Origin of the sequence: Rhodococcus sp. BH5 (genome assembly GCF_027583855.1) — a bacterium.
Lineage (GTDB): Bacteria > Actinomycetota > Actinomycetes > Mycobacteriales > Mycobacteriaceae > Rhodococcus_F > Rhodococcus_F qingshengii.
On record NZ_JAJHVW010000008.1, the window covers coordinates 264,983 to 284,353 of the forward strand.

At 61.7% G+C, this 19,371-nt stretch carries 18 protein-coding genes and 1 tRNA gene; 9 read left to right on the plus strand and 10 right to left on the minus strand.

The genetic code is table 11. From position 1 onward, the window contains the following. Positions 1 to 2: 2 nt before the first annotated feature. The 5 genes from RhoBH5_RS21530 to RhoBH5_RS21550 all read right to left on the minus strand — a co-directional run bounded on the left by RhoBH5_RS21530 (position 3) and on the right by RhoBH5_RS21550 (position 5,847). Complete coding sequence (locus RhoBH5_RS21530; protein WP_270008764.1) at positions 3 to 2,837, minus strand: Tox-REase-5 domain-containing protein; 2,835 nt, start codon at positions 2,835 to 2,837, stop codon at positions 3 to 5. Further along, on the minus strand, positions 2,834 to 3,172 hold the full coding sequence (locus tag RhoBH5_RS21535) for a hypothetical protein (RefSeq protein ID WP_270008765.1): 339 nt from the start codon (positions 3,170 to 3,172) through the stop codon (positions 2,834 to 2,836). Before RhoBH5_RS21535 ends, RhoBH5_RS21530 begins: the two co-directional genes overlap by 4 nt. A gap of 61 nt (positions 3,173 to 3,233) precedes the next feature. After that, positions 3,234 to 3,557, minus strand: a complete 324-nt coding sequence (locus RhoBH5_RS21540; protein WP_270008766.1) for a hypothetical protein — start codon at positions 3,555 to 3,557, stop codon at positions 3,234 to 3,236. A gap of 164 nt (positions 3,558 to 3,721) precedes the next feature. Then, positions 3,722 to 4,405, minus strand: a complete 684-nt coding sequence (locus RhoBH5_RS21545; protein WP_210377938.1) for an MspA family porin — start codon at positions 4,403 to 4,405, stop codon at positions 3,722 to 3,724. Between the two features lie 590 nt (positions 4,406 to 4,995). Further along, positions 4,996 to 5,847, minus strand: a complete 852-nt coding sequence (locus RhoBH5_RS21550) for a glycoside hydrolase family 43 protein (protein WP_223257880.1) — start codon at positions 5,845 to 5,847, stop codon at positions 4,996 to 4,998. 250 nt (positions 5,848 to 6,097) lie between these two features. Between RhoBH5_RS21550 and RhoBH5_RS21555 the strand changes: the two genes are divergently transcribed. Together RhoBH5_RS21555 and RhoBH5_RS21560 are read left to right on the plus strand one after the other, a co-directional pair. After that, positions 6,098 to 6,592, plus strand: a complete 495-nt coding sequence (locus RhoBH5_RS21555; RefSeq protein WP_030535796.1) for a DUF1877 family protein — start codon at positions 6,098 to 6,100, stop codon at positions 6,590 to 6,592. A 402-nt stretch (positions 6,593 to 6,994) separates the two neighbouring features. After that, positions 6,995 to 7,375: a hypothetical protein gene (locus RhoBH5_RS21560; protein ID WP_020968146.1), complete on the plus strand. Its 381-nt coding sequence runs from the start codon at positions 6,995 to 6,997 to the stop codon at positions 7,373 to 7,375. Between the two features lie 1,029 nt (positions 7,376 to 8,404). Here RhoBH5_RS21560 and RhoBH5_RS21565 read toward each other — a convergent pair. The 4 genes from RhoBH5_RS21565 to RhoBH5_RS21580 form a co-directional block, all read right to left on the minus strand. After that, positions 8,405 to 9,172, minus strand: a complete 768-nt coding sequence (locus RhoBH5_RS21565; protein WP_042447651.1) for a DUF4258 domain-containing protein — start codon at positions 9,170 to 9,172, stop codon at positions 8,405 to 8,407. A gap of 566 nt (positions 9,173 to 9,738) precedes the next feature. After that, positions 9,739 to 9,828 (minus strand) — tRNA-Ser (locus RhoBH5_RS21570). Positions 9,829 to 9,879: 51 nt separating this feature from the next. After that, positions 9,880 to 10,305, minus strand: coding sequence for a MarR family winged helix-turn-helix transcriptional regulator (locus tag RhoBH5_RS21575; RefSeq protein ID WP_020968140.1), 426 nt, complete (start codon positions 10,303 to 10,305; stop codon positions 9,880 to 9,882). 128 nt (positions 10,306 to 10,433) lie between these two features. Beyond that, the gene (locus tag RhoBH5_RS21580) at positions 10,434 to 11,672 is read right to left on the minus strand and encodes a lactate 2-monooxygenase (RefSeq protein WP_270008767.1); all 1,239 of its coding nucleotides are present in this window, start codon (positions 11,670 to 11,672) and stop codon (positions 10,434 to 10,436) included. Between RhoBH5_RS21580 and RhoBH5_RS21585 the strand changes: the two genes are divergently transcribed. Continuing rightward, complete coding sequence (locus RhoBH5_RS21585) at positions 11,671 to 12,660, plus strand: NAD(P)H-quinone oxidoreductase (RefSeq protein WP_007731765.1); 990 nt, start codon at positions 11,671 to 11,673, stop codon at positions 12,658 to 12,660. The genes RhoBH5_RS21580 and RhoBH5_RS21585 overlap by 2 nt on opposite strands. Before the next feature lie 15 nt (positions 12,661 to 12,675). Here RhoBH5_RS21585 and RhoBH5_RS21590 read toward each other — a convergent pair whose 3' ends face one another. Further along, the gene (locus tag RhoBH5_RS21590) at positions 12,676 to 13,878 is read right to left on the minus strand and encodes a cysteine desulfurase-like protein (protein WP_007731767.1); all 1,203 of its coding nucleotides are present in this window, start codon (positions 13,876 to 13,878) and stop codon (positions 12,676 to 12,678) included. A 132-nt stretch (positions 13,879 to 14,010) separates the two neighbouring features. Between RhoBH5_RS21590 and RhoBH5_RS21595 the strand changes: the two genes are divergently transcribed. From RhoBH5_RS21595 to RhoBH5_RS21620, 6 genes are all read left to right on the plus strand, one after another. After that, a complete protein-coding gene (locus tag RhoBH5_RS21595; protein WP_003943894.1) occupies positions 14,011 to 14,580 on the plus strand; it encodes a bacterial proteasome activator family protein in 570 nt (189 codons plus the stop codon). A 64-nt stretch (positions 14,581 to 14,644) separates the two neighbouring features. Then, positions 14,645 to 15,517, plus strand: coding sequence for a galactan export ABC transporter permease subunit Wzm/RfbD (gene wzm, locus RhoBH5_RS21600; protein WP_019746445.1), 873 nt, complete (start codon positions 14,645 to 14,647; stop codon positions 15,515 to 15,517). Between the two features lie 9 nt (positions 15,518 to 15,526). Next, a complete protein-coding gene (gene wzt / locus RhoBH5_RS21605) occupies positions 15,527 to 16,333 on the plus strand; it encodes a galactan export ABC transporter ATP-binding subunit Wzt/RfbE (RefSeq protein WP_007731776.1) in 807 nt (268 codons plus the stop codon). After that, the gene (glfT1, locus tag RhoBH5_RS21610) at positions 16,330 to 17,226 is read left to right on the plus strand and encodes a galactofuranosyltransferase GlfT1 (RefSeq protein WP_058038036.1); all 897 of its coding nucleotides are present in this window, start codon (positions 16,330 to 16,332) and stop codon (positions 17,224 to 17,226) included. The genes wzt and glfT1 overlap by 4 nt, the downstream gene beginning before the upstream one ends. Positions 17,227 to 17,423: 197 nt before the next feature. Next, the gene (gene rsgA / locus RhoBH5_RS21615) at positions 17,424 to 18,494 is read left to right on the plus strand and encodes a ribosome small subunit-dependent GTPase A (RefSeq protein ID WP_050655629.1); all 1,071 of its coding nucleotides are present in this window, start codon (positions 17,424 to 17,426) and stop codon (positions 18,492 to 18,494) included. A gap of 46 nt (positions 18,495 to 18,540) precedes the next feature. Continuing rightward, positions 18,541 to 19,368 carry a TylF/MycF/NovP-related O-methyltransferase gene (locus RhoBH5_RS21620; RefSeq protein WP_054827091.1) on the plus strand — a complete coding sequence of 276 codons (828 nt, stop codon included), beginning with the start codon at positions 18,541 to 18,543 and terminating at the stop codon, positions 19,366 to 19,368. The last annotated feature ends 3 nt before the right edge of the window (positions 19,369 to 19,371 follow it).

A 19,371-nucleotide genomic window follows, 5' to 3' on the forward strand; every position in this document is an offset into this window, starting at 1 on the left:
CTTCACTCCCCTCCAAATACGATGATGTTGATGTTCTCCAGCCCGATTACCTCGTCGAACGCATCCTCCATTATCTGCGCAGCTTGTTCTTGCAGAAACACCCATTGGAGGTGTGCATCGCTGCCCGCAAGAGCTATGGCTCGGACCTGTCGCTCAGCTTGCTCAAGCATGCCATCGACAATATTGTCGCGCATGAAGTCTGGTACATGCGGTCTGAACAGCATGTCGTAATTACCTTTGACCTCTTGAAGAATATTGAGTTCTCGGATCCAGTTGTCGATACTGATGCGCCCGGTTGGTCTGAAAGGCGCCGGAAGGTAGTAAGTGAACGCTGGGTCAACTCCGGTAACCAACTGCTGAAAAGCTGCGTTGGGTGTCAAATTGCCGTTCTGGTCGAACATCGACGCGATCTCTGATGGATAGGCGTTGTCCCAAATACCGTGACCGCCCTCAGGATCTCCGAGTATCGGAATACGACCTGCAGGAACGTCTGCGGGTTCACCGGTTTCGATTCCGCCAGGATCCGTCTGCGTGTTTGTAATCGGAAGCGATACGCCTGGTTCGCCAGAATCGGGCTGTAGCGGCGGGGTAGCGACAGTCGGCCGGTCTGTCGGACCTGGAATAACACCTGGCTGCTCGATCGTGCTCGGATCGGTGGCGAAGGGGTCGAATTCCGGTGGTCCGGGTTGCTGCGGAGCGCCGGGAGCATCCGGATTCACCGGCACATGACCGACATCGGGCAAAGTCGGCACACTCGGTTCCTCGACGTGACCTGGCGAGGGAGCCTTCGGTTCTGGGTTCGACCCCGGATCAGCAACCTCACCGGGCGAGGGTGATTCCCACTCGCCACGATCGGGATCGCCGGGCGAAGTGGGTTGCGAGGGTTCCGGAATCGTGGGATCCGGGCGTGCAGGTTCATTTACAGACGGAACAGAGGGCTGGTCATGCTCGGCAGGTGGAACGGTGCCGTCGATGACGGGTATGCCGCGCGGTGGCACTCCACCCGGCCGGGGAACACTCTGCGCCGGAACAGACGGTGCGCTGGTCGGGGGCCGGGTCGGTGTTGTCCGGTTCGAGACGATCAGGTCTTCGGCCCGGACTGCGCCAGCAATCAGACGCCCCCCACGCAATGGTGGGAGAACGAAGCTCATGATCTCGCCGGTGTAAGGCTGATCGAAAGCAACGCCCGGGTCCAGATAATGCGGGTCGCCGATCAGAACGGGTTCGCCGGTGCTCCAGTCGTACAGGTACAGAGTGGAGGTGTAGTTGTCGAAAACCCGATGCGGGCGACCCTGCTCGTCGTAGGTGACCTGCAGGTCGTGCTCTTCTCCCTGGGCGTCGGTGTACGTCCAACTCCACACGTTCGGCACTTTCGAGGCTGTGCCAGACCAGCTGGTTCCGTTTTCGTCCGTGAAGGAGGTGTCAGTGACGACAGGTTCGGTGGTGTAGTCCTGCCCGCCGATGTTCGAAGTGATCGGCTCCTGGGTTTGATTGGCGAGTATTGCGTCGCCGACAGGGTTTCCGGTTCCTGTTTCAGTGATCGGTGGTTCGGAGACCTCGGAGTTAGGGTCACCGAGCATGAGCTGCTCGAGGCCTGAATCTGCCGGCTCCGGGGGGGTGGCGGCGAGGACGTTTTGTGCGTCCCTGCGTGCTTGTTCGCCCTCCGGGGTCATCGGGCCGATGAAGTTCGCCTGCGCTTCGAGCGCAGCACGTTCTTCCGGTGTCAGCTCCGGGTCGGCGAGGATCGGGTACAGCAGGTTCTCTATGCCCGCGGTGTCGACGACCTGGACGAGTTGCCCGTCCCGGATCTCGTAGTGCGTCGGAACAGGAGTGCCGTTGGCGTCGTACGCCCACGGGGCATCGATTGTCGAGACCGGATTCCCGTCGGCGTCGAAGACGGTGACCGTGCCATCGGGGTTGACACTCATGTGACCGCCGGGCGGCACCGTCACCGGAATCACGGATTCGTGCGACGACGTTTCGTCGTGGATCAGGAAGAAGAACCGGCTTCCGCCGGTGATCGGATCGAACACCCGCAACGAGGACTGCCCGCCAGGTGCGTACGCAGTCAACGGCGACACGACAGTCCCGACCGCCTGGGAGAGTACTGATTCGGGCGTGCGGGGGCTGAAAGGTCCCGGCCGCCCGCGCACTCCGATACCCGCAGCGGTGAACGCCGCAGCGCCGATCAGGGCGAGTTCGAGATACCGGTCACGGCCCGAGTCCTCCCCGGCGGTGGAAACATCTGCTGCCGGGTCCGGAACCGTTTGGGCCGGTGCGATATTCGAATCCGAATCCGCGGGGATCGGTCCGGGACCACGATCGGTGGTGGTTCCCTCACCCGGGGTGGGTGTGGGTGAGGGAACCGCTGATGCCGATGCATTGGGGAATGCACCGACACCAGTTTCCGAGGCCGGGGACTCGGAAGTAATGGGCGGAACCTCGATCGTCGGCACAGGGACGATGGGGGTGCCGTTGTAGGTGGGAAAGTTCGTCGGAGCATTGGCCCCGACATTCGGGCCACCGCCTGGAGCCTGCACACCGGGGAGCCCGACAGTGGTCGTCGGCGCAGCTGTCGACGTCGTGGACGGCGCGCTCAGGCACGGGTTGATGATCTCTGGCGGGATGGGCGCGCCAGGTGGCAGCGACGCAATGAGATTCAGGTAGATCTGATGATCACGTGCCCGCACCGCCGCGCAGTCTTCTTCCGGCGTCGCGTTCGCCGGAGCGGCGGAGAGTGCAATTCCCGCACCGATCGCTCCGGCCGCTCCGGTCAACAGCGCCCCAGCGGCAAGCACTCCCGCGAGAGTCCGGCGAAGTCGTCTACCGGACTTCACCGGCGCGCACCACGATTGTCACTCTTCTTCGTTCGGAATTGCGCGATGAGTTTGTCTGCGCCCCAGAAGAACAACCGTCCGGAGATCGACATCCACAAGAAGAACGCCAGGTAAACCAGGATCGTCCCGTAGTCGTTCGCCCAGCCGGCGAGCTTCCCGATCACCGCGAATGCCGCGATCAGCAACCCCAGTCCAACTGCCGTAGCGATCACAGCCTTGGAGAGTGGACTGAGTTCACTGTCCGGATCCCAGTCATCAACGTCTGCAACGTCTTTCCTATCGACGGCAGCGGGTTCCGGTTGGACACTGCGGCGTTCGGCGTTGTTGACGGTCATGACTGGAACTCCAAATGGGAAGGGAGAGCGGGAAAACGGGTCGCCGGTGCTGGGCGCGGTATCAGTTCCAGTACTGGTAGGTCAGGGTGACGTACCCGGCGTTGGCCGGGTTGTTCGGATCAGCCAGATAGACATCGACGTAGCCGCCAGCATGGGTAGCGGCCTCGCCGATCACTACGCGGTCGGGGGCGCTGAGCTTGCCATCGGGGCCGACGGTGAGCGCCGAGCCCGGTGCGAGCTCAATCCACCGCTGCGAGCCTGGAACGATGTCGGAGATGGCGTCCGGGATCGGGCTCGCCGCCAACGCCGCGGTTTCCGCATTCGAGAGCGACAGACCGATCCGACCCTGCTCAGGTTCGACGATCGGAGTTGCGGCAGATGCCACGCCGGCGCCGAGAACACCGAACAGGGGATACCCGCGGTGAGGGTTCCGGCAGTGGCCAAGGTACGAATCTTCATGATTTCTCCTTTGTGGGCGTGATGAGTAACCACCCCTGGACTGGGCGGATCGGGAATAGTCGCCAGCAGCGCTGACGACGGCTGCGCGGGTCAGAGCCAGGTCGGATCGGAGTACACGAACAACGTGTTGTCGGACGTCGCCGTCGACACCGAGAGTTGTGCGTACGAACGGATCGTCACCGGCCCCATGCACGCATCAACCTTCACGTGCACGTTCTCCGCGGTGATCGACGCCTTCGACGACCCGAGATCCTTCTTCCCCAACGGAATCGTCGTGATCGTGCCCGGCGCAATCGTCGACTGAATACTCGGATTCACCGACGCATTCACACCCACGTTCGCCGACGGGACACCCGAAATACTCACACCGACAGACGGGCCGAGCGAAAAGCCAAGCCCCAAGCCAAGTCCGGAGGAAACATCGATCTGGCAGCCGATCTGCAATCCCTGCTCGACATAACCGGTCTTCACCGCCGAATCGCCCGCACCACCGATCGTGCCGGTCACCTTCGCCGACACGAACCCCTCACGAGTGAACGCCGTCGTCGCCAGATTCGGCACCGGATTCGCCGACAGTTTCGTGGCGGCAAGATCCAACGACCAGCCGTCATCGGTGACCGTACTCGCGAATTTGTCCGCCAACGCCGTCGGCGTTGCCGATGCGCTCCCTGCGAAGACCACACCCGACGACAGCGCGGCAACCGCACACGCCGCGAGCCCTACCGCGGCCCTCGATCGACGGTGGGATACGCCGTTTTGCGATTCGATCGACATGAACTGCTCCTCCACGTGACACAGCAACCAGAGCGGTAGCCGACAACTAACTGAATTAGTTACCGGACGGTACCAATCGTCCTGTTTGCCCGCCAGCGCGCCATCTCCCCCATCTTGGATTTAGGGTGAACTTTCGGTAACAGATATATATCGACAGGCTTATCAGCAGCGAAAAGGACCTAGGTCCTACTATGAGCAAGGTCACCGTTTACGGACGAGAAGATCCCTCAGAAACAGTGCGGCAAATCGAATTGAATCCGCATTTCGCGGGCCTCAGAGCAGTTGGAGACCTAAAGTGCGGGCATCAAGCCAGTGCGCGTACTTGAATATGAAACCAACAGGCATTACTTGGCAATCAATCGTGAAGTACGGCGCCCGAGCGGGGCCTGGGAGCGCAACTCTGCACAGCTCACGCGGAGATACTCACTTCGTGGTCGGCGCGAACTCGTCGGACCCACTGGCATCGCATCGTTAGCTTGTCAATCACTGATTAGCGCAGGCGACGCACACAAGTAGTACGCAAGTACGAGAAAAGGCTCTGACCAAGACCGGAGTCCTTGATCAGAGCCTTACCAACTCGGGGTCGAACGTTATGCCGGTTCTCTCATGATGCCGAGATGCCGTGCAGTCCCGGACACCCCAGGAACCTCTTGCACAGGAGACCAGGTGTTCAGCCCGTCCGTGCTGTCGGAGTAGAGATACTTACCTTCGGTATAGGCGTCAAGATAGATCCGCCAGTCGCCGCTCGGCAACTGAACCACAGCCGGACCTTCGACAAGCGAACCCCAATTCCCTGGCGGGACAAACGAATAAGGTCCCGTCACCGAAGGAGCGACCGCATGCTCGACGACCTTCTTCGTCTCGTTCTTGGTGAACGCATGATAGGTCGATCCAACTTTGACCACGGTGGTGTCGATGTGGTCCGCACCGATCCCGGCGAGCGGAACAGGCGGGCTCCACAACCGGAGCGACGGTTCCAACGCCGTCATCAGATACGGCACAAATCCTCCACCGGTCGACATCGACAGGATGACGTTGACGCGATCGCCGTCCACAAACCATTCAGGCGCCCAGGCCTTGGTGACGAATGGTGACAGCGACGGTCCGTCGCTGAAACCAGCCGAACCCGAGAAGCCCGGGGGGCTCGCAGAACCGGTGCCATCTCCCGTACCAGGCATCAAGGCGCAGCAAAACGGAACCGGATAGTTCCCCAGCGGCGTCCAGTTGATGCGGTCGCTGCTGCGTGCAAACCCGATGTTCGCCCCACCACCCGTCGTGTAGGTGAGGTAGTACAACCCGTCCGTGTTCCGGAAGATGCTCGGATCACGCACGAGCCCAGATGGCGGCCTGTACGCCGACTGCTGGACGAGTTGAAAGCCGGTGCCGTCAGCCGACTCGTAGACATCCATGTCACGGTCGCTGGCATTGCTGAACGCCACCATTGTGTATTTCCAGTCAGGCGGCGGCGCGGCGCTGCTGGCAGGGGCTGCGACCAGCAACCCCGCGACGACGAGGATCACCAGCGATACAACCGAAAGGCCGGTCCGTTTTGTCGGAATCACCGATGAAGTATGTACGACAGCCGGCCCACCATGGGTAACTTCGGTCGGAGGCAGAGCAGGATCGTTACCTAAGTCGATTCGTCTTGTAGTGACGGCGGGACGGTGGCAGGTCGGCCGTTAGCATCACGCCATGGAACTTGGGGTGCATTTCGCGCTGTCAGACAGCGTGGCAGCGGAACTTCTGGACGCGCGCGGCGACGACGACAAACTCGGCGCTGTGGTCGAGGACATCGAGGAGACGGGCCGATCCGAGTTCTCGTGCGACACGGACAAGGCGTGGGATCCGATCCTGTGCGCCCTCTCCAGCACGGGGTACGAGCGCGTGTCCGAGAACTGGCCGGCCTACGGCGTGATCCTGGGGGACGAAGACCTCAACACCGACACCGACGACCAACTCGTCACCTACCTGGCACCCGATCGGGTCGCCGAAGTCTCCTCGTACCTGGCGGAAGTCACCGAATCCGAGTTCGGCGTGCGCTACGACGCAATGCCACTCGACGACCGCAACCCGGAGTACGGCTCCGACGAGCGCGGGTACGCCTGGGGCTGGCTTCAGGAAGTGGCGGACTTTTTCCAGCGCGCGGCCCGAGAGCGTCGCCACGTGGTATTCACCGTGCGGTTCTGACAGTCGAGAGCCCACTGCCGAAGCAGCGCGCCCTCGAAGAATGAAAGACCGCTTGACAGTGGCGCTCAACTGCGGAGGACCCTCTGCGCGGGTTCTTGCTCTGACAATTCCTGTGCCGCAGCGTTTCTGGGTGACCGAGTGCGTGTCCTTCTCGCAGCCAGACCGATCAGTAACGGAAACGTAACGACGGCCCGGGCGCTTCTCTGGCATTCACGATCTTGACCAGCAGTTTCACTGAAACAGTTTATTCTTCAACGGATTTCCAGTAGTGAGCTGCATCTCAAACCAATCCAATGGATTGCTCATTGTTTGCGACATGTCGTTGACTGTTACCGGAAGAATCAGACAAAGTGGCCCGTGGAGGCGCCAACTCGAGTGGGCCACCGACGAGGGAGAAGCCGAATGACGCACCTACGCAGGATGATTACCGCGGCCGCATTGATACCTGCCGGTATCGCAGCCATCGCACTCAGCGGCGCGGGCGCAGCATCAGCTGTTACTCCGATCGCCGACAACGGGCGCATCGGCGTGCAGCTGAACCAGGGTGAGACGGCATTGTTCGGCCAGCTCAATGCCGGCGCTGCGATCGAAAGCATCACTAACTCCACCCAGATCGGCGTGCGCCTCGCACCAGGATCGCGCTTCGAGAGCGGCCCCAACGTCGTCTGGGGACGTCTCGACCAGTTCGCCAACGAAGCAGCCTCCCGTGGTGGAGAAATTTCTCTCGGCGTACTCAACCCGGCGAGGGGTTCACAGCAGTTCTTCTTCATTCAGAACTGGTAATACCCTCCGCCGTCGAATTGATGCTTCGCTCTTCCTGTGGCGGGGCGGAGTATTTTTCGTTTCCCGTGGCCACGTTCGTCGCCGAGTGTTGAACAGGCGACGTTATCCCGGACGACTTTTGCGAGGACTGCAATCGGGCACCGATGCGTGCGGGAATTCCCTGTGCCGCTGCGTAATAACGCATCCACAACCGACCCCTGAGGCGAACGAATGAGGTGGACTCGGCGCACCTCTTTTATTGAAAATGAAAATCATTTTGACGGAGGCAAGTGGATGGCATTCAAACTTAACTGTCCAGACGAGACGGATCCTCGAAAAGTGGGATGAGCTGCAGACTTAGGCGGCGTTGCCGTGCCGGTCGCTCTGCTCCATTACGTCCAGTTCGTCTGAGACGACGTCACGAGCGCTTTCGAATACTGAAAGTAACTTCTTCTGTTCCGAAGACAAGGTGACACGCCAGGCAGGCATACGGACGCCTGCGCTGCTGTACAGGTAGTCGGTTTTACCTGGAATCATCAGGATGTGGTCGTGTTCCACTGGGATGCGGTAGGCGAGGTAGTCGTGATCGGTGATCAGGGCAAATGGATGGCCGCCCTCGAAGGCGAAGACGTCTGAACCGTCAGCCTGCGAATCCTAATCTGCTCCCGCATCACAATAAGCAACTGCTGGCCAGTGTCACTTGACATGACACTGGTCGCGCAAGTGAGTCAAAGCCTGCCTTGATTAGTCGCCCCTGGACCGAGAAAAGAGACTACGGAAGCAAGTCCAAGAATTCTTGAATAACTTCTCGCACCTCCGACTCATTTTTGCTCGAATTCGAAGGATCATCCTGGTTAATTGCATTCACTATTTCAATTTGACCCCAGGCCCCCCTCAGAGTTTCGGAATCTGATGCACGCTCCGATTCGCGTTCTCTGACGTACCTCTCGAATATTTCAACTAGCGCATGCAAGGATATTTTTCCGTCACAATAATCACGATTAACCTGCTCAGCTTCCAGGCGGTAAATTGATTGATCCGTCATGTTTTTCACTTTCCCGACAAATTGCCAAATGAGGTGGTCACAACTCTGCCCGTTTCATTGATGATAACTGATAGGTTGTTTATCGAATCATAGATCACGGTCGTGTTTCCTCTGCTCGGGGTCGCCAACCCTTCACGAATGGCCTGTTCAACCAGGGATGGAAGTATGCCGCGCTCTTGCATTCGGTCGAACGCATGCCCCGTATATTCACGACCGTTGACTATTCCAGGACGATTGGTTCCGGGCTTTACATTTATTTCGCGATCTCCGCGCCCACCCACAGGCGTCGAGGCCGGTCTGTCTCCGACGGGAATAGTCGGATCGCTAGGGGCTCTATTCCCGGCCTCACCGGCGGTGGCGGCTGCCCTGCGACCTGCGGCTTCGGCGTCTGCGGCGGTTCCGCCGCGCCGCAGAACAGCCTCCACCGCTTCTTGCACGGCAGCTCCGCCGACTCTGCCTCCTGTGCCTACGATCGGAATGAGGGAGACGATGTTTGCTGCTGCGGCAGCGATCTCAGCCGGAGAATGCTCGGGTGAAGGCTGTGCTCGTTGGCCGCGATTGAAGCCGAACGGATCGACGGCGGCATCGTGCACGGGGACTACGAGGAAGTTTCGCCACGCGTCTCCGAGCGTTCCGACGCTATCGACTGTTGTGTCGACGGCACTTTCCCCGACACCCCACGCGGTGTCCCATACTTTTTGCGGGAACGATCGGTCGTCGGGCTCGTTCGGATCTGGCGGGATCGGCACATTGCCGGTGAAACCGGCAGGCACGTCCCCGTGCGCTTCGGCAAGCTGGTTCGCAGCTTGTTGACGTGGACTGACAGTGGGTTTGGGGCCCCGACTGGTCACCAAACTTGGACCATCCGCCCATTGGTGACAGTCGAGCAAACGTGCAAACAAGGCACGATCCGGAGCATTTCAGCAGATTGAATGCAACGTGGTCTCTGGCGATATGGCCACGCAAACTTATTGAACGGTCAACAGTTAATTGGTGGCGCGCAGCTCATTCGGACACCAAGCGCAAGGAGGCCGCGTAAACCACGAGCCCATCTAGCCAAGGAGGGAATCGAATTGACCACCAGCCGCACGATGCGATCACCTGGAACTCTCGTCGCCGAGCGCCGCAATGGCTGATCGTTCACCACAGCACAACGAGAACCGGCAGATTGCCGCAACATCGGACGTAGCACCGAAGTGGCGAAGCCATTGCTTCACCCGGCGACCCCAGGGCGGCAAAGATTGCTACACATCCGACTCCTCGACGCTCCTGCGCTTCGTAGGGCACGAAAAAACCCAGCCCACGCTTTCGCGCGGGCTGGGTTTGAACAACGAACATTTGGCGGAAGCGGAGGGATTTGAACCCCCGGTGGGTTTAACGCCACGCTCGCTTTCAAGGCGAGTGCATTCGGCCGCTCTGCCACGCTTCCGTGGGCGATCCTATCGGGTGTTCCCACGGACCGCGAAAACGGCTCCAGAAGTCAGCGCTCGCCGATGGCTTTGTCGACCTTCTCGAAGACGTCTGCCAGCACGTCCAGTTCCTGGGGAGTCAGCAGATCGACCAGATTGTTCCGCACTCCGGCCACGTGAGTAGGCGCTGCCTCGGCGAGGCGACGCCTACCCTCTTCCGTGATCCGCGCGAGCACGCCGCGACCATCTTCGACGCAAGTGTCTCGCACGACGATGCCCTGGGATTCCATCCGCCTGATCTGGTGCGTGAGGCGGCTCCGCGAAGACAGCACGCCGTCTGCCAGGTCACTCATCCGCAACGACCCGTCAGCTGACTCCGAGAGCATGACCAAAATGCGGTAATCGGCCAACGACAGGTCGTGTGAATCCTGCAGTTCGCGGTTGAGAACCTCCATGAGGCGCTGATTACCGTCCATGTAGCCGCGCCATGCACGCATCTCGCATGGCGTCAGCCACGGTGTCTCACCGTGCGCCGCCTGCGATGTCTCCTCGGTTGTCGCTTCAGCTGTCACAGGTTCCAAGTTTAGACCTGTGTCCGCCCGTCACAGTAAGACTCACCCTAAAGTCACGAATTGGACATGAGGATCGAGCGATCGATTTCCGCGACCGATGCCAGCCCCGCCAGCCCCATGGTGAGATCCAGGTCGGCCAGGAGACTCCGGAGCGCATGACGCACTCCGTCCGCTCCGGCCAATCCCAACCCGTACACCCACGGCCGCCCGTACAGCACTGCGTCGGCACCCAAGGCCAGAGCCTTGATTACGTCTGCGCCACAACGAATTCCGGAGTCCATCAGGATGTCCACCTCATGCCCCACCGCATCAGCGACGGGACCGAGAGCATCGAGTGCCGAAATCGACCCGTCAACTTGACGCCCACCATGGTTGCTCACGACAATGCCGTTGGCGCCGGCTGCGACGGCCTCACGTGCGTCGTCGGGATGGACAATTCCCTTCACCGCGATCGGAAGTGTCGTCCACTGGCGAAGTTTCGCGATATCCGCGATCCGCACCGCATGATTGCCGAACAACGACACCCACGTGAGAACCGCGATCTGCAGCGCTTCTGCGCTCTCCTCGGGCGGCGTCGCCAGTTTGGCGCGGAACACCGGATCCGACAGGTAGTTGGCAATACCCTTCGCCTGCAGGAACGGAAGGTGACCGAGTTCGAGATCCCTTGGACGCCAACCCATACCGGGAGTATCGGCAGTCAGGACGATAGCCTTCGCGCCCGCCGTCTCCGCCCGACGGACAAACGACTCGGCAAGCTCGTCGTCGGCCGGCCAGTACAGCTGGTACCACCAGTTCTCGCCCGAGGCCGCCGCTACGTCTTCGATGGTCGAGGACGCCGCCGTCGAGAGAATCGATCCGATCCCCAACTCGGCAGTGACCGAACCGACCGCAACCTCGGCGTCGTCGTGGACCAAGCCGAGCACGCCCACCGGAGCCGTCAGGATCGGTGCAGCCAACCGCGTCCCCAACACCTCGACGCTCAGATCACGCGCGTCGGGCGCCGCAGTCCCCCGCAACATCCGCGGCACGATCGCATGCTTGTCGAACGTCCGCAGATTCGACACCGCGGTTCGTTCGGTCGACGCGCTACCGGCGATGTACCCGAAGGCCTCCGGTGAGAGTTGCTCGCGCGCGGCATCTTCCAAGCCTGCCGCAGTCATCGGCAAAGCCGGCTTCGCGCCGCTCAGTCCCGTCAGATAAATCTCGTTCTGCATGTTCCCGAAGTAAGTCACGTCCGCGACGGTAGCGGCAAAACACCCGTCAGCGGGGAGATTCGCTAGCGTCGTATCCATGTACGCCATAACGATCGATCAGCCCGGCGGTCCCGAGGTCATGAAATGGGCGCAGCAGCCCGATCCTGAACTACCTCGCGGGCACGTACTCGTCGAGGTCGCCGCAACCGCGGTCAACCGCGCCGACCTGCTCCAACGTCAAGGCTTCTACCCGCCGCCGCCCGGCGCGAGTGACATCCTCGGCCTCGAATGCTCGGGTGTGATCACCGAACTCGGCGAAGACGTCACCGGTTGGTCCGTCGGCGACGAAGTCTGCGCATTGCTGGCCGGCGGCGGCTACGCCGAGAAGGTTGCGGTCCCGGCAACACAACTTCTCCCGGTTCCCGCGGGCGTCGATCTCCGGGTCGCAGCGTCCCTGCCGGAAGTTGCGTGCACGGTGTGGTCCAACGTCGTGATGCGCGGAGGTCTACGACGCGGACAGGTCCTCCTCGTCCATGGCGGTGGCGGCGGAATCGGCACCCACGCCATCCAGGTCGGCAAAGCCCTCGGCGCCCGCGTCGCAGTTACCGCGGGTTCGGAGGACAAATTGAACCGCTGCCGCGAATTGGGCGCGGATATTCTCATCAACTATCGCGACAGCGACTTCGTAGCATCACTCGCCGAAGCCACCGACAACCACGGCGCCGACGTGGTTCTGGACAACATGGGAGCGTCGTACCTCGGACGCAACGTCGACGCACTCGCCATGGACGGCCACGTCGTGATCATCGGAATGCAGGGTGGCCGCAAGGGCGAAGTCGACATCGCCAAGCTGATGGGAAAGCGCGGAAACATCACGTCGACGGGCCTGCGCGGGCGTCCGCTCACCGGCCCAGGCGGTAAAGCGGACATCGTCGCCGACGTCCGTGCGAAGTTGTGGCCGTTGATCGCAGACGGATCGGTTCAACCGATCGTGTCGACCGAACTTCCGATCACTGAGGCGCCATTAGCCCATCAGTTGCTGGATTCGCCGGAAACCGTAGGCAAGGTCATCCTCACCGTGAAGTGAGCCGAGCGGGATCGATCAGCCCAGGGCGCCGAGTTCGGCGACCAGCTGATTGATCTCGTACCGCGTCGTGTACGGCGCAAGGCCGACGGTGACCGCGCCGCCCTCGTCGTTGACACCGAGGGCGTCGAGCAGCCTGGAACCACCATGCGTACCGCTGACCGTCGCGATGCGCTTGTCGGCCAGGTGCGCCGCGACCTTGTCTGCCGCCATCCCCTCGAGTGTGAAACTGAGCGTCGGCACCCGCGTGGGTGCGCCGCCGATCACCATCACGTTGGGCAGGGCTGCGAGAGAACGCATGAGGTGATCGAACAGACCGTCCTGGTAGTCCTGCAGCGAGCTGATCGAGGTTTCGAGGCGCTCACGCCTGGTTCCCGTTGCCGATTCGTCCAAGCCCGCCAGGAAATCGATCGACGACGTGAGACCGGACAGCAGCGCGAACTGATGACCGCCCACCTCGAGTCGCTCGGCGCCACGCGCGTACGGGTTGAGCGACACGGCCGGAATTCGGTCGAGCAGTCCGGGATCGCGGAAGACGAGTGCGCCCACCTGCGGACCGCCCCACGACGGCGCGCTGACGGCAACGATGTCCGCCCCGAGATCAGCCATGTCCACATGCGCATATGGCGCTGCACCGACGGCGTCGACCACCATCAGTCCGCCGAATTCGTGCAGACGATCAGCTGCGGCGCGGACGTTCGGAGCCGAACCGACGACCGGCGATGCGGCCGTCAAGGCCACCAAGCGAGTGGTCGAGGTGATGAGATCGTTGAACTGCCAACTCGGGAGCTCACACGTTTCGATTTCGACCTCTGCCCATCGCACCTGAGCGCCGTAGCGACTGGCCACACGAAGCCAGGGCGCGACGTTCGCCTCTTCGTCGAGGCGCGAGAGTACGAGACCGGTTCCGAGGCCCAACCGCGAACTGAGCGACTCGGCGAGCCAAGCCAACAACACCGCTCGGTCTGATCCGAGAACGACTCCCGCAGGATCTCCGCCGACCAGATCGGCGACCGCGGTGCGCGCACTCTCGAGAATGGCAGCACTACGACGGTTCGAGACGTGGCGACCGGAGGAAGAAGATGCAGAGGCACGGAACGCGGTGGAGACCGTCCGCGAGACGGCGTCCGGGATCTGCATTCCGGCCTGCGGATCGAGGTGGATCCAGCCGTCACCGAGTGAGGGAATCAACCCCCGTACGCGGGCAACGTCGTAAGCCATGCTCGACACTCTAGGTGCAGACGCCCGCTTAGTCGAAGGCAGTCACCCAATTACCCGTCAGTACAGTTATTCGGTAGCTAACTTTTTGGGGGTTACGCGGCGTTTGTCGCCCACACACGACAAGATGGAAGCATGACGAACCCCGACAAAGAGCAGGTACTCGTTATCGGACCCGACGGTCGACCCGTCGCGATGCCGGCGGCCGAGGCAGAGGCCTCCACATCCGGCACCACCGAAGGCGCGGAATCCGAAGCCGAGTCCGTCGCCGAGATGGTCGAGCAGCCGGCGAAGGTCATGCGAATCGGCACGATGATCAAACAACTCTTGGAAGAAGTGCGCGCCGCGCCGCTCGACGACGCCAGCCGCAAGCGCCTCAAGGACATCCACACCTCGTCCATCCGAGAACTGGAACAGGGCCTGGCACCCGAACTCCGTGAAGAACTCGAGCGACTGAGCCTCCCGTTCACCGACGACTCCATTCCCTCGGACGCCGAACTGCGCATCGCACAGGCCCAACTCGTCGGCTGGCTCGAAGGACTGTTCCACGGAATTCAAACCGCACTGTTCGCGCAGCAGATGGCAGCGCGCGCTCAGCTCGAACAAATGCGTCAGGGCGCACTGCCTCCCGGCATGAGCATCGGGGCTCCGCATTCGCCTGCACATCCAGACCAACAGAGCCCAGGAACCGGCCAGTATCTGTAACTCGGACCACCGCTAGGTCCGAGGGAAATCCGGCGCCGACGCCAGGCCGGTAGGCTCGACCTCCGTGTCAGCATCCGCAATCGAATCCGAGACGCCGGACGCACCTGCGCCCGTGTCCGACTCCCAGACGTTCCGTCGTGCGTTCAAAGACCTTCGCGACGGTCTGAATCAGCGTGAGTTGTGGCTCAGCCTCGGCTGGCAGGACATCAAACAGCGCTACCGCCGGTCGGTGATCGGTCCGTTCTGGATCACGATCGCCACCGGCGTTCAGGCCGCCGCGATGGGTCTTCTGTACTCCGCGTTGCTGAACATTCCGCTCAAGGAGTTCCTGCCGTACGTCACGGTCGGGCTGATCGTGTGGAACCTGATCAGTGCAAGCATCCTCGAAGGCTCCGAGGTCTTCATCGCCAACGAGGGCCTGATCAAGCAGTTGCCGTCGGCATTGAGCGTGCATGTGTATCGCCTGGTGTGGCGTCAGGTGCTGTTCTTCGCGCACAACTTCGCGATCTACATAGTTCTGCTGTTCGCGTTCAGTATCTGGCAGAACATGAGCTGGACAGCACTCGCGGCAATACCGGCATTCGTGCTGATCGTCGCGAACACGCTGTGGGTCTCGATCGTCTTCGGTATCTTCTCCACCCGGTACCGCGACATCGCCCCCATCCTCGGCAGCCTCACCCTGCTGCTGTTCGTGCTGACGCCGATCATGTGGACGACGCAGGCTCTCAAGGATCAAAGTCCAGAAGCCGCAGGGCGCGTGCGACTCGCCGAGCTCAACCCGCTGTACCACTACCTCGAGATCATCCGAGCACCACTCATCGGGGCCGACCAGCAGGCATACCACTGGTACATCGTCATCGCCTTCACCGTCGTCGGCTGGGCCGTCGCGATTCTGGCACTCCGCAAGTACCGGGCACGCGTGCCCTACTGGGTCTAGAGGAAACACATGAGTCAGCCAGTCAGCATCCACACGCAGAACGCGTGCGTCGACTTCCCGATCTTCGACGCGAAATCCCGCTCGCTCAAGAAGGCCTTCCTCGGCAAGGCCGGAGGATCCATCGGCCGCAACGACTCCGATGTCGTCGTCGTCGAAGCGCTCCGCGACATCACGATGACGCTCAAGGAAGGCGACCGCATCGGGCTCGTCGGCCACAACGGCGCCGGCAAATCCACCCTGCTGCGCCTGCTCTCCGGAATCTACGAACCGACCCGGGGATCCGCCAGCATTCGCGGACGCGTCGCACCCGTCTTCGACCTCGGTGTCGGCATGGATCCGGAAATCTCCGGGTACGAGAACATCATCATCCGCGGCCTGTTCCTTGGTCAGACCCGCAAGCAGATGCTCGCGAAGATGGACGAGATCGCCGAATTCACCGAACTCGGTGAATACCTCTCCATGCCGCTGCGTACCTACTCCACCGGTATGCGCGTTCGCGTTGCCATGGGCGTCGTGACCAGTATCGATCCTGAGATCTTGCTTCTCGACGAGGGCATCGGTGCCGTCGACGCGGAATTCATGAAGAAGGCCCGCATCCGGCTGCAGAAGCTGGTGGAACGCTCCGGCATCCTGGTATTCGCCAGCCACTCCAACGAATTCCTCGCTCAGCTGTGCAACAGTGCGATGTGGATCGACCACGGCCAGATCCGCATGCAAGGCGACATCGAAGACGTCGTGCGCGCCTACGAAGGTGACGACGCCGCCGAACATGTGCGCCACGTGATCAAGGAAATGGAACGGGAGAACACCCCGTGAGCGCACCCGAGAAAATCATCGGGGTCGTCGTCACTCACAAGCGTCGTGAACTGCTGGCTGAATCCTTGAAGGTTCTCAGCACCCAGTCGCGTCCGCTCGATCATCTGGTTGTCGTCGACAATGCCGACGAAGCCGATGTGAAAGAGCTCGTCGACAACGCTCCACTGCCGACCAGTTACATCGGTTCTCAGCACAACCTCGGCGGTGCCGGAGGATTTGCTCTTGGCATTCTCTACGCGCTTTCACTCGGCGCCGACCGCGTCTGGCTCGCCGACGACGACGGCCGCCCGGAGGGGCCTGAGGTCCTGGAAACACTGCTCGACTGTGCAATTCGGAACGACCTGGCCGAGGTCTCCCCCGTCGTCTGCGACATCGACGACCCCGACCGACTCGCTTTCCCACTTCGCCGCGGCACGTCGTGGCGCCGGTTGCGTTCCGAGCTCGGCGACGAGGATCTCCTGCCCGGTATCGCGTCCCTCTTCAACGGCGCACTGTTCACCGCCGACGCGATCGATGCCGTCGGAGTTCCGGATCTACGCCTGTTCGTCCGCGGCGACGAGGTCGAGGTACACCGTCGCCTCGTGCGCTCCGGCCTGAAGTTCGGTACCTGCCTGCAAACTGCCTACGTCCACCCCAACGGCGCGGACGAGTTCAAGCCGATCCTCGGCGGACGCATGCACACGCAGTACCCCGACAACGACGCGAAGCGCTACTTCACGTACCGCAACCGTGGATACATCCTCTCCCAACCGGGAATGCGGAAACTGCTTCCGCAGGAATGGGTTCGGTTCGGCTGGTACTTCCTGATCACCCGCCGCGATCCGGCCGGACTGCGCGAGTGGATGCGACTGCGCAAGCTCGGCCGGGAAGAGAAGTTCGCACGCCCGAGTTGAGTCAGTCGGCCTGAGTTGAATCAGTTAGCCGATCTCTTTTAAATCAGTTGCACAGTCGCGACCGCGGCTGAGACGATTCTGATCCGACGCATGGTGCGTCCTGAGATTTTCGAGGAGTGAGTATTGATGACTGTCGTGTTCCGCAGTTTCAGCGCCGTCAACATTCACACTTCTTCGCACTCGAGGACACACTCACCATGTCGGAAAACAGCACGCCCCTGACCGAATACGGTTGGAACGCAACACTCTCGAACACATTCACTGACCTGGCCCCACCGGACTCCGCACCCGGGCGCATTCTTCGCGTCGACCGCGGCCGATGCGACGTGGCCGTCGCCGAAGGCACAGTTCGCGCACTCAGCGGCAGCGATCCACTCTGTACGGGTGACTGGGTCGCCGTGGCCGAGTTACGGGACTCACGCGAACCCGAGATGCACACGGTCACTTCGATACTCCCTCGATCAAGCAGCATCGTTCGATCCTCGGCATCCGGAAAATCGGAAGGCCAGATTCTGGCGGCCAATGTCGACACCGTCGTCATCGCCACGGCTTCGGACGGCGACGTCGATCTCGGGCGCATCGAGCGACTACTCGCACTCGCCTGGGAAAGTGGTGCAACCCCTGTCGTCGCACTCACCAAATCGGATGCAGCTCACTATATCTCCGACACTCTCGCCGAGGTCACTGCCATTGCGCCCGGCGCAACAGTGCTGGCCGTCAGTGCCGAGACCAACGAAGGAATGGATGTACTCGATGCAGTTCTGGACGGCACCGTGGCGATACTCGGTCCATCAGGCGCCGGTAAGTCGACGCTCGCGAACGCCCTCCTCGCGGACACCACAGACGCCGATCGACTCGAGACCGGTCGCGTTCGGACCGGTGACGGAAAGGGACGCCACACCACCGTCACCAGAGAGTTGATCTCATTCTCCGGCGGCCGGACACTGATCGACACACCCGGCCTGCGAGGGGTCGGCATGTGGAACGCGGCGGAGGGGATCGAGAAGACGTTCCCCGAGATCGAGGAGCTGATTGCAGAGTGCCGGTTCTCCGATTGCGCACACAACTCCGAGCCGGGATGCGCAGTCCTGAGCGCACTCGGGCGTGGCGATATCGATGAGCGGAGGCTCGCGAGCTACCGGAAACTACAGCGAGAGAATGCATGGAACGCCGCGCGAAGCGATGCTCGTCTGCAGGCAGAGAGGACGCGGGAGATCAAGGTGATCTCCCGACAACTCAAGAGTCACTACCGCGGTCGGGACCGGTAGCGAACAAAGCCTGGCAGCATGGGGGTGATCCCGACGAGAGGTTGCCATGTTCGAGCAGTTCCGTTCCAGCGCCAGAACCAAGCTTCAGCGTGCGGTATCCGAGGTGGTCGAGGCCGCCGACCGGCGCAACGCAGATCGCACGCAACAGATCCTCGACGCGCTGGCACTCTCACGTGACGAACTGGCCGAGGCCCGCGGTGACATCGCGGGCCTCCGGTCCAGGATCGACGAGCTGGAATTTCGCCAGCGTCGGGATCTGGCCTACGCCGTGGATCTGGAAGCGACAGCGTCGACTGCCGAGTTCATCCTCGAACACCTTCGCGTCGCGGAGACATTCGGCCACCCGCACGACACGCTGCGCCACGCATTGGGCTTGATCGAAATACCCGGCATGGCACTCGAATTCGGCGTCGCCAGCGGAACCACACTCAGGATCGTCGCGGAGGCTTTCACCGAACGCGAGGGGACCGTCGCAGGTTTCGACGTGTTCTCCGGCCTTCCGGAGACCTGGCGCACCGGGTTCCCGGTCGGCGAGTTCGCTCAGGAATCCATCCCCGAAGTGCCTGGAGCGCAACTTGTTCCGGGCCTCTTCGAGGACACCTTGCCCTCGTTCCTGAACGACGAATCCGGCCCCGTTGCGTTCCTGCACCTCGACGCCGACCTTTACTCGTCCACCAAGACCGTGCTCGATCTGCTCGGCGACCGACTGGTACCCGGGTCGATCGTCGTCTTCGACGAGTTCTTCAACTATCCCGGGTGGCAGCTGCACGAGTACCGGGCGTGGACGGAGTTCGTCACACGCACCGGCATCTCGTTCGAATATCTCGGGTACACCGTCGACAACGAGCAGGTCATCGCCAAGATAGTGCGTTGAGGC

Coding starts and splice junctions, on each gene's coding strand:
- RhoBH5_RS21620 (WP_054827091.1), top strand. CDS start 18,541: ATGTTCGAGCAGTTCCGTTCCAGCGCCAGAACCAAGCTTCAGCGTGCG.
- RhoBH5_RS21585 (WP_007731765.1), top strand. CDS start 11,671: ATGTACGCCATAACGATCGATCAGCCCGGCGGTCCCGAGGTCATGAAA.
- RhoBH5_RS21595 (WP_003943894.1), top strand. CDS start 14,011: ATGACGAACCCCGACAAAGAGCAGGTACTCGTTATCGGACCCGACGGT.
- RhoBH5_RS21545 (WP_210377938.1), bottom strand. CDS start 4,405: ATGTCGATCGAATCGCAAAACGGCGTATCCCACCGTCGATCGAGGGCC.
- RhoBH5_RS21590 (WP_007731767.1), bottom strand. CDS start 13,878: ATGGCTTACGACGTTGCCCGCGTACGGGGGTTGATTCCCTCACTCGGT.
- RhoBH5_RS21550 (WP_223257880.1), bottom strand. CDS start 5,847: ATGGTGGCGTTCAGCAATGCCAGCGACCGTGACATGGATGTCTACGAG.
- rsgA (WP_050655629.1), top strand. CDS start 17,424: ATGTCGGAAAACAGCACGCCCCTGACCGAATACGGTTGGAACGCAACA.
- wzt (WP_007731776.1), top strand. CDS start 15,527: ATGAGTCAGCCAGTCAGCATCCACACGCAGAACGCGTGCGTCGACTTC.
- RhoBH5_RS21535 (WP_270008765.1), bottom strand. CDS start 3,172: ATGACCGTCAACAACGCCGAACGCCGCAGTGTCCAACCGGAACCCGCT.
- RhoBH5_RS21580 (WP_270008767.1), bottom strand. CDS start 11,672: ATGGATACGACGCTAGCGAATCTCCCCGCTGACGGGTGTTTTGCCGCT.
- RhoBH5_RS21555 (WP_030535796.1), top strand. CDS start 6,098: ATGGAACTTGGGGTGCATTTCGCGCTGTCAGACAGCGTGGCAGCGGAA.
- RhoBH5_RS21575 (WP_020968140.1), bottom strand. CDS start 10,305: ATGCGTGCATGGCGCGGCTACATGGACGGTAATCAGCGCCTCATGGAG.
- RhoBH5_RS21560 (WP_020968146.1), top strand. CDS start 6,995: ATGACGCACCTACGCAGGATGATTACCGCGGCCGCATTGATACCTGCC.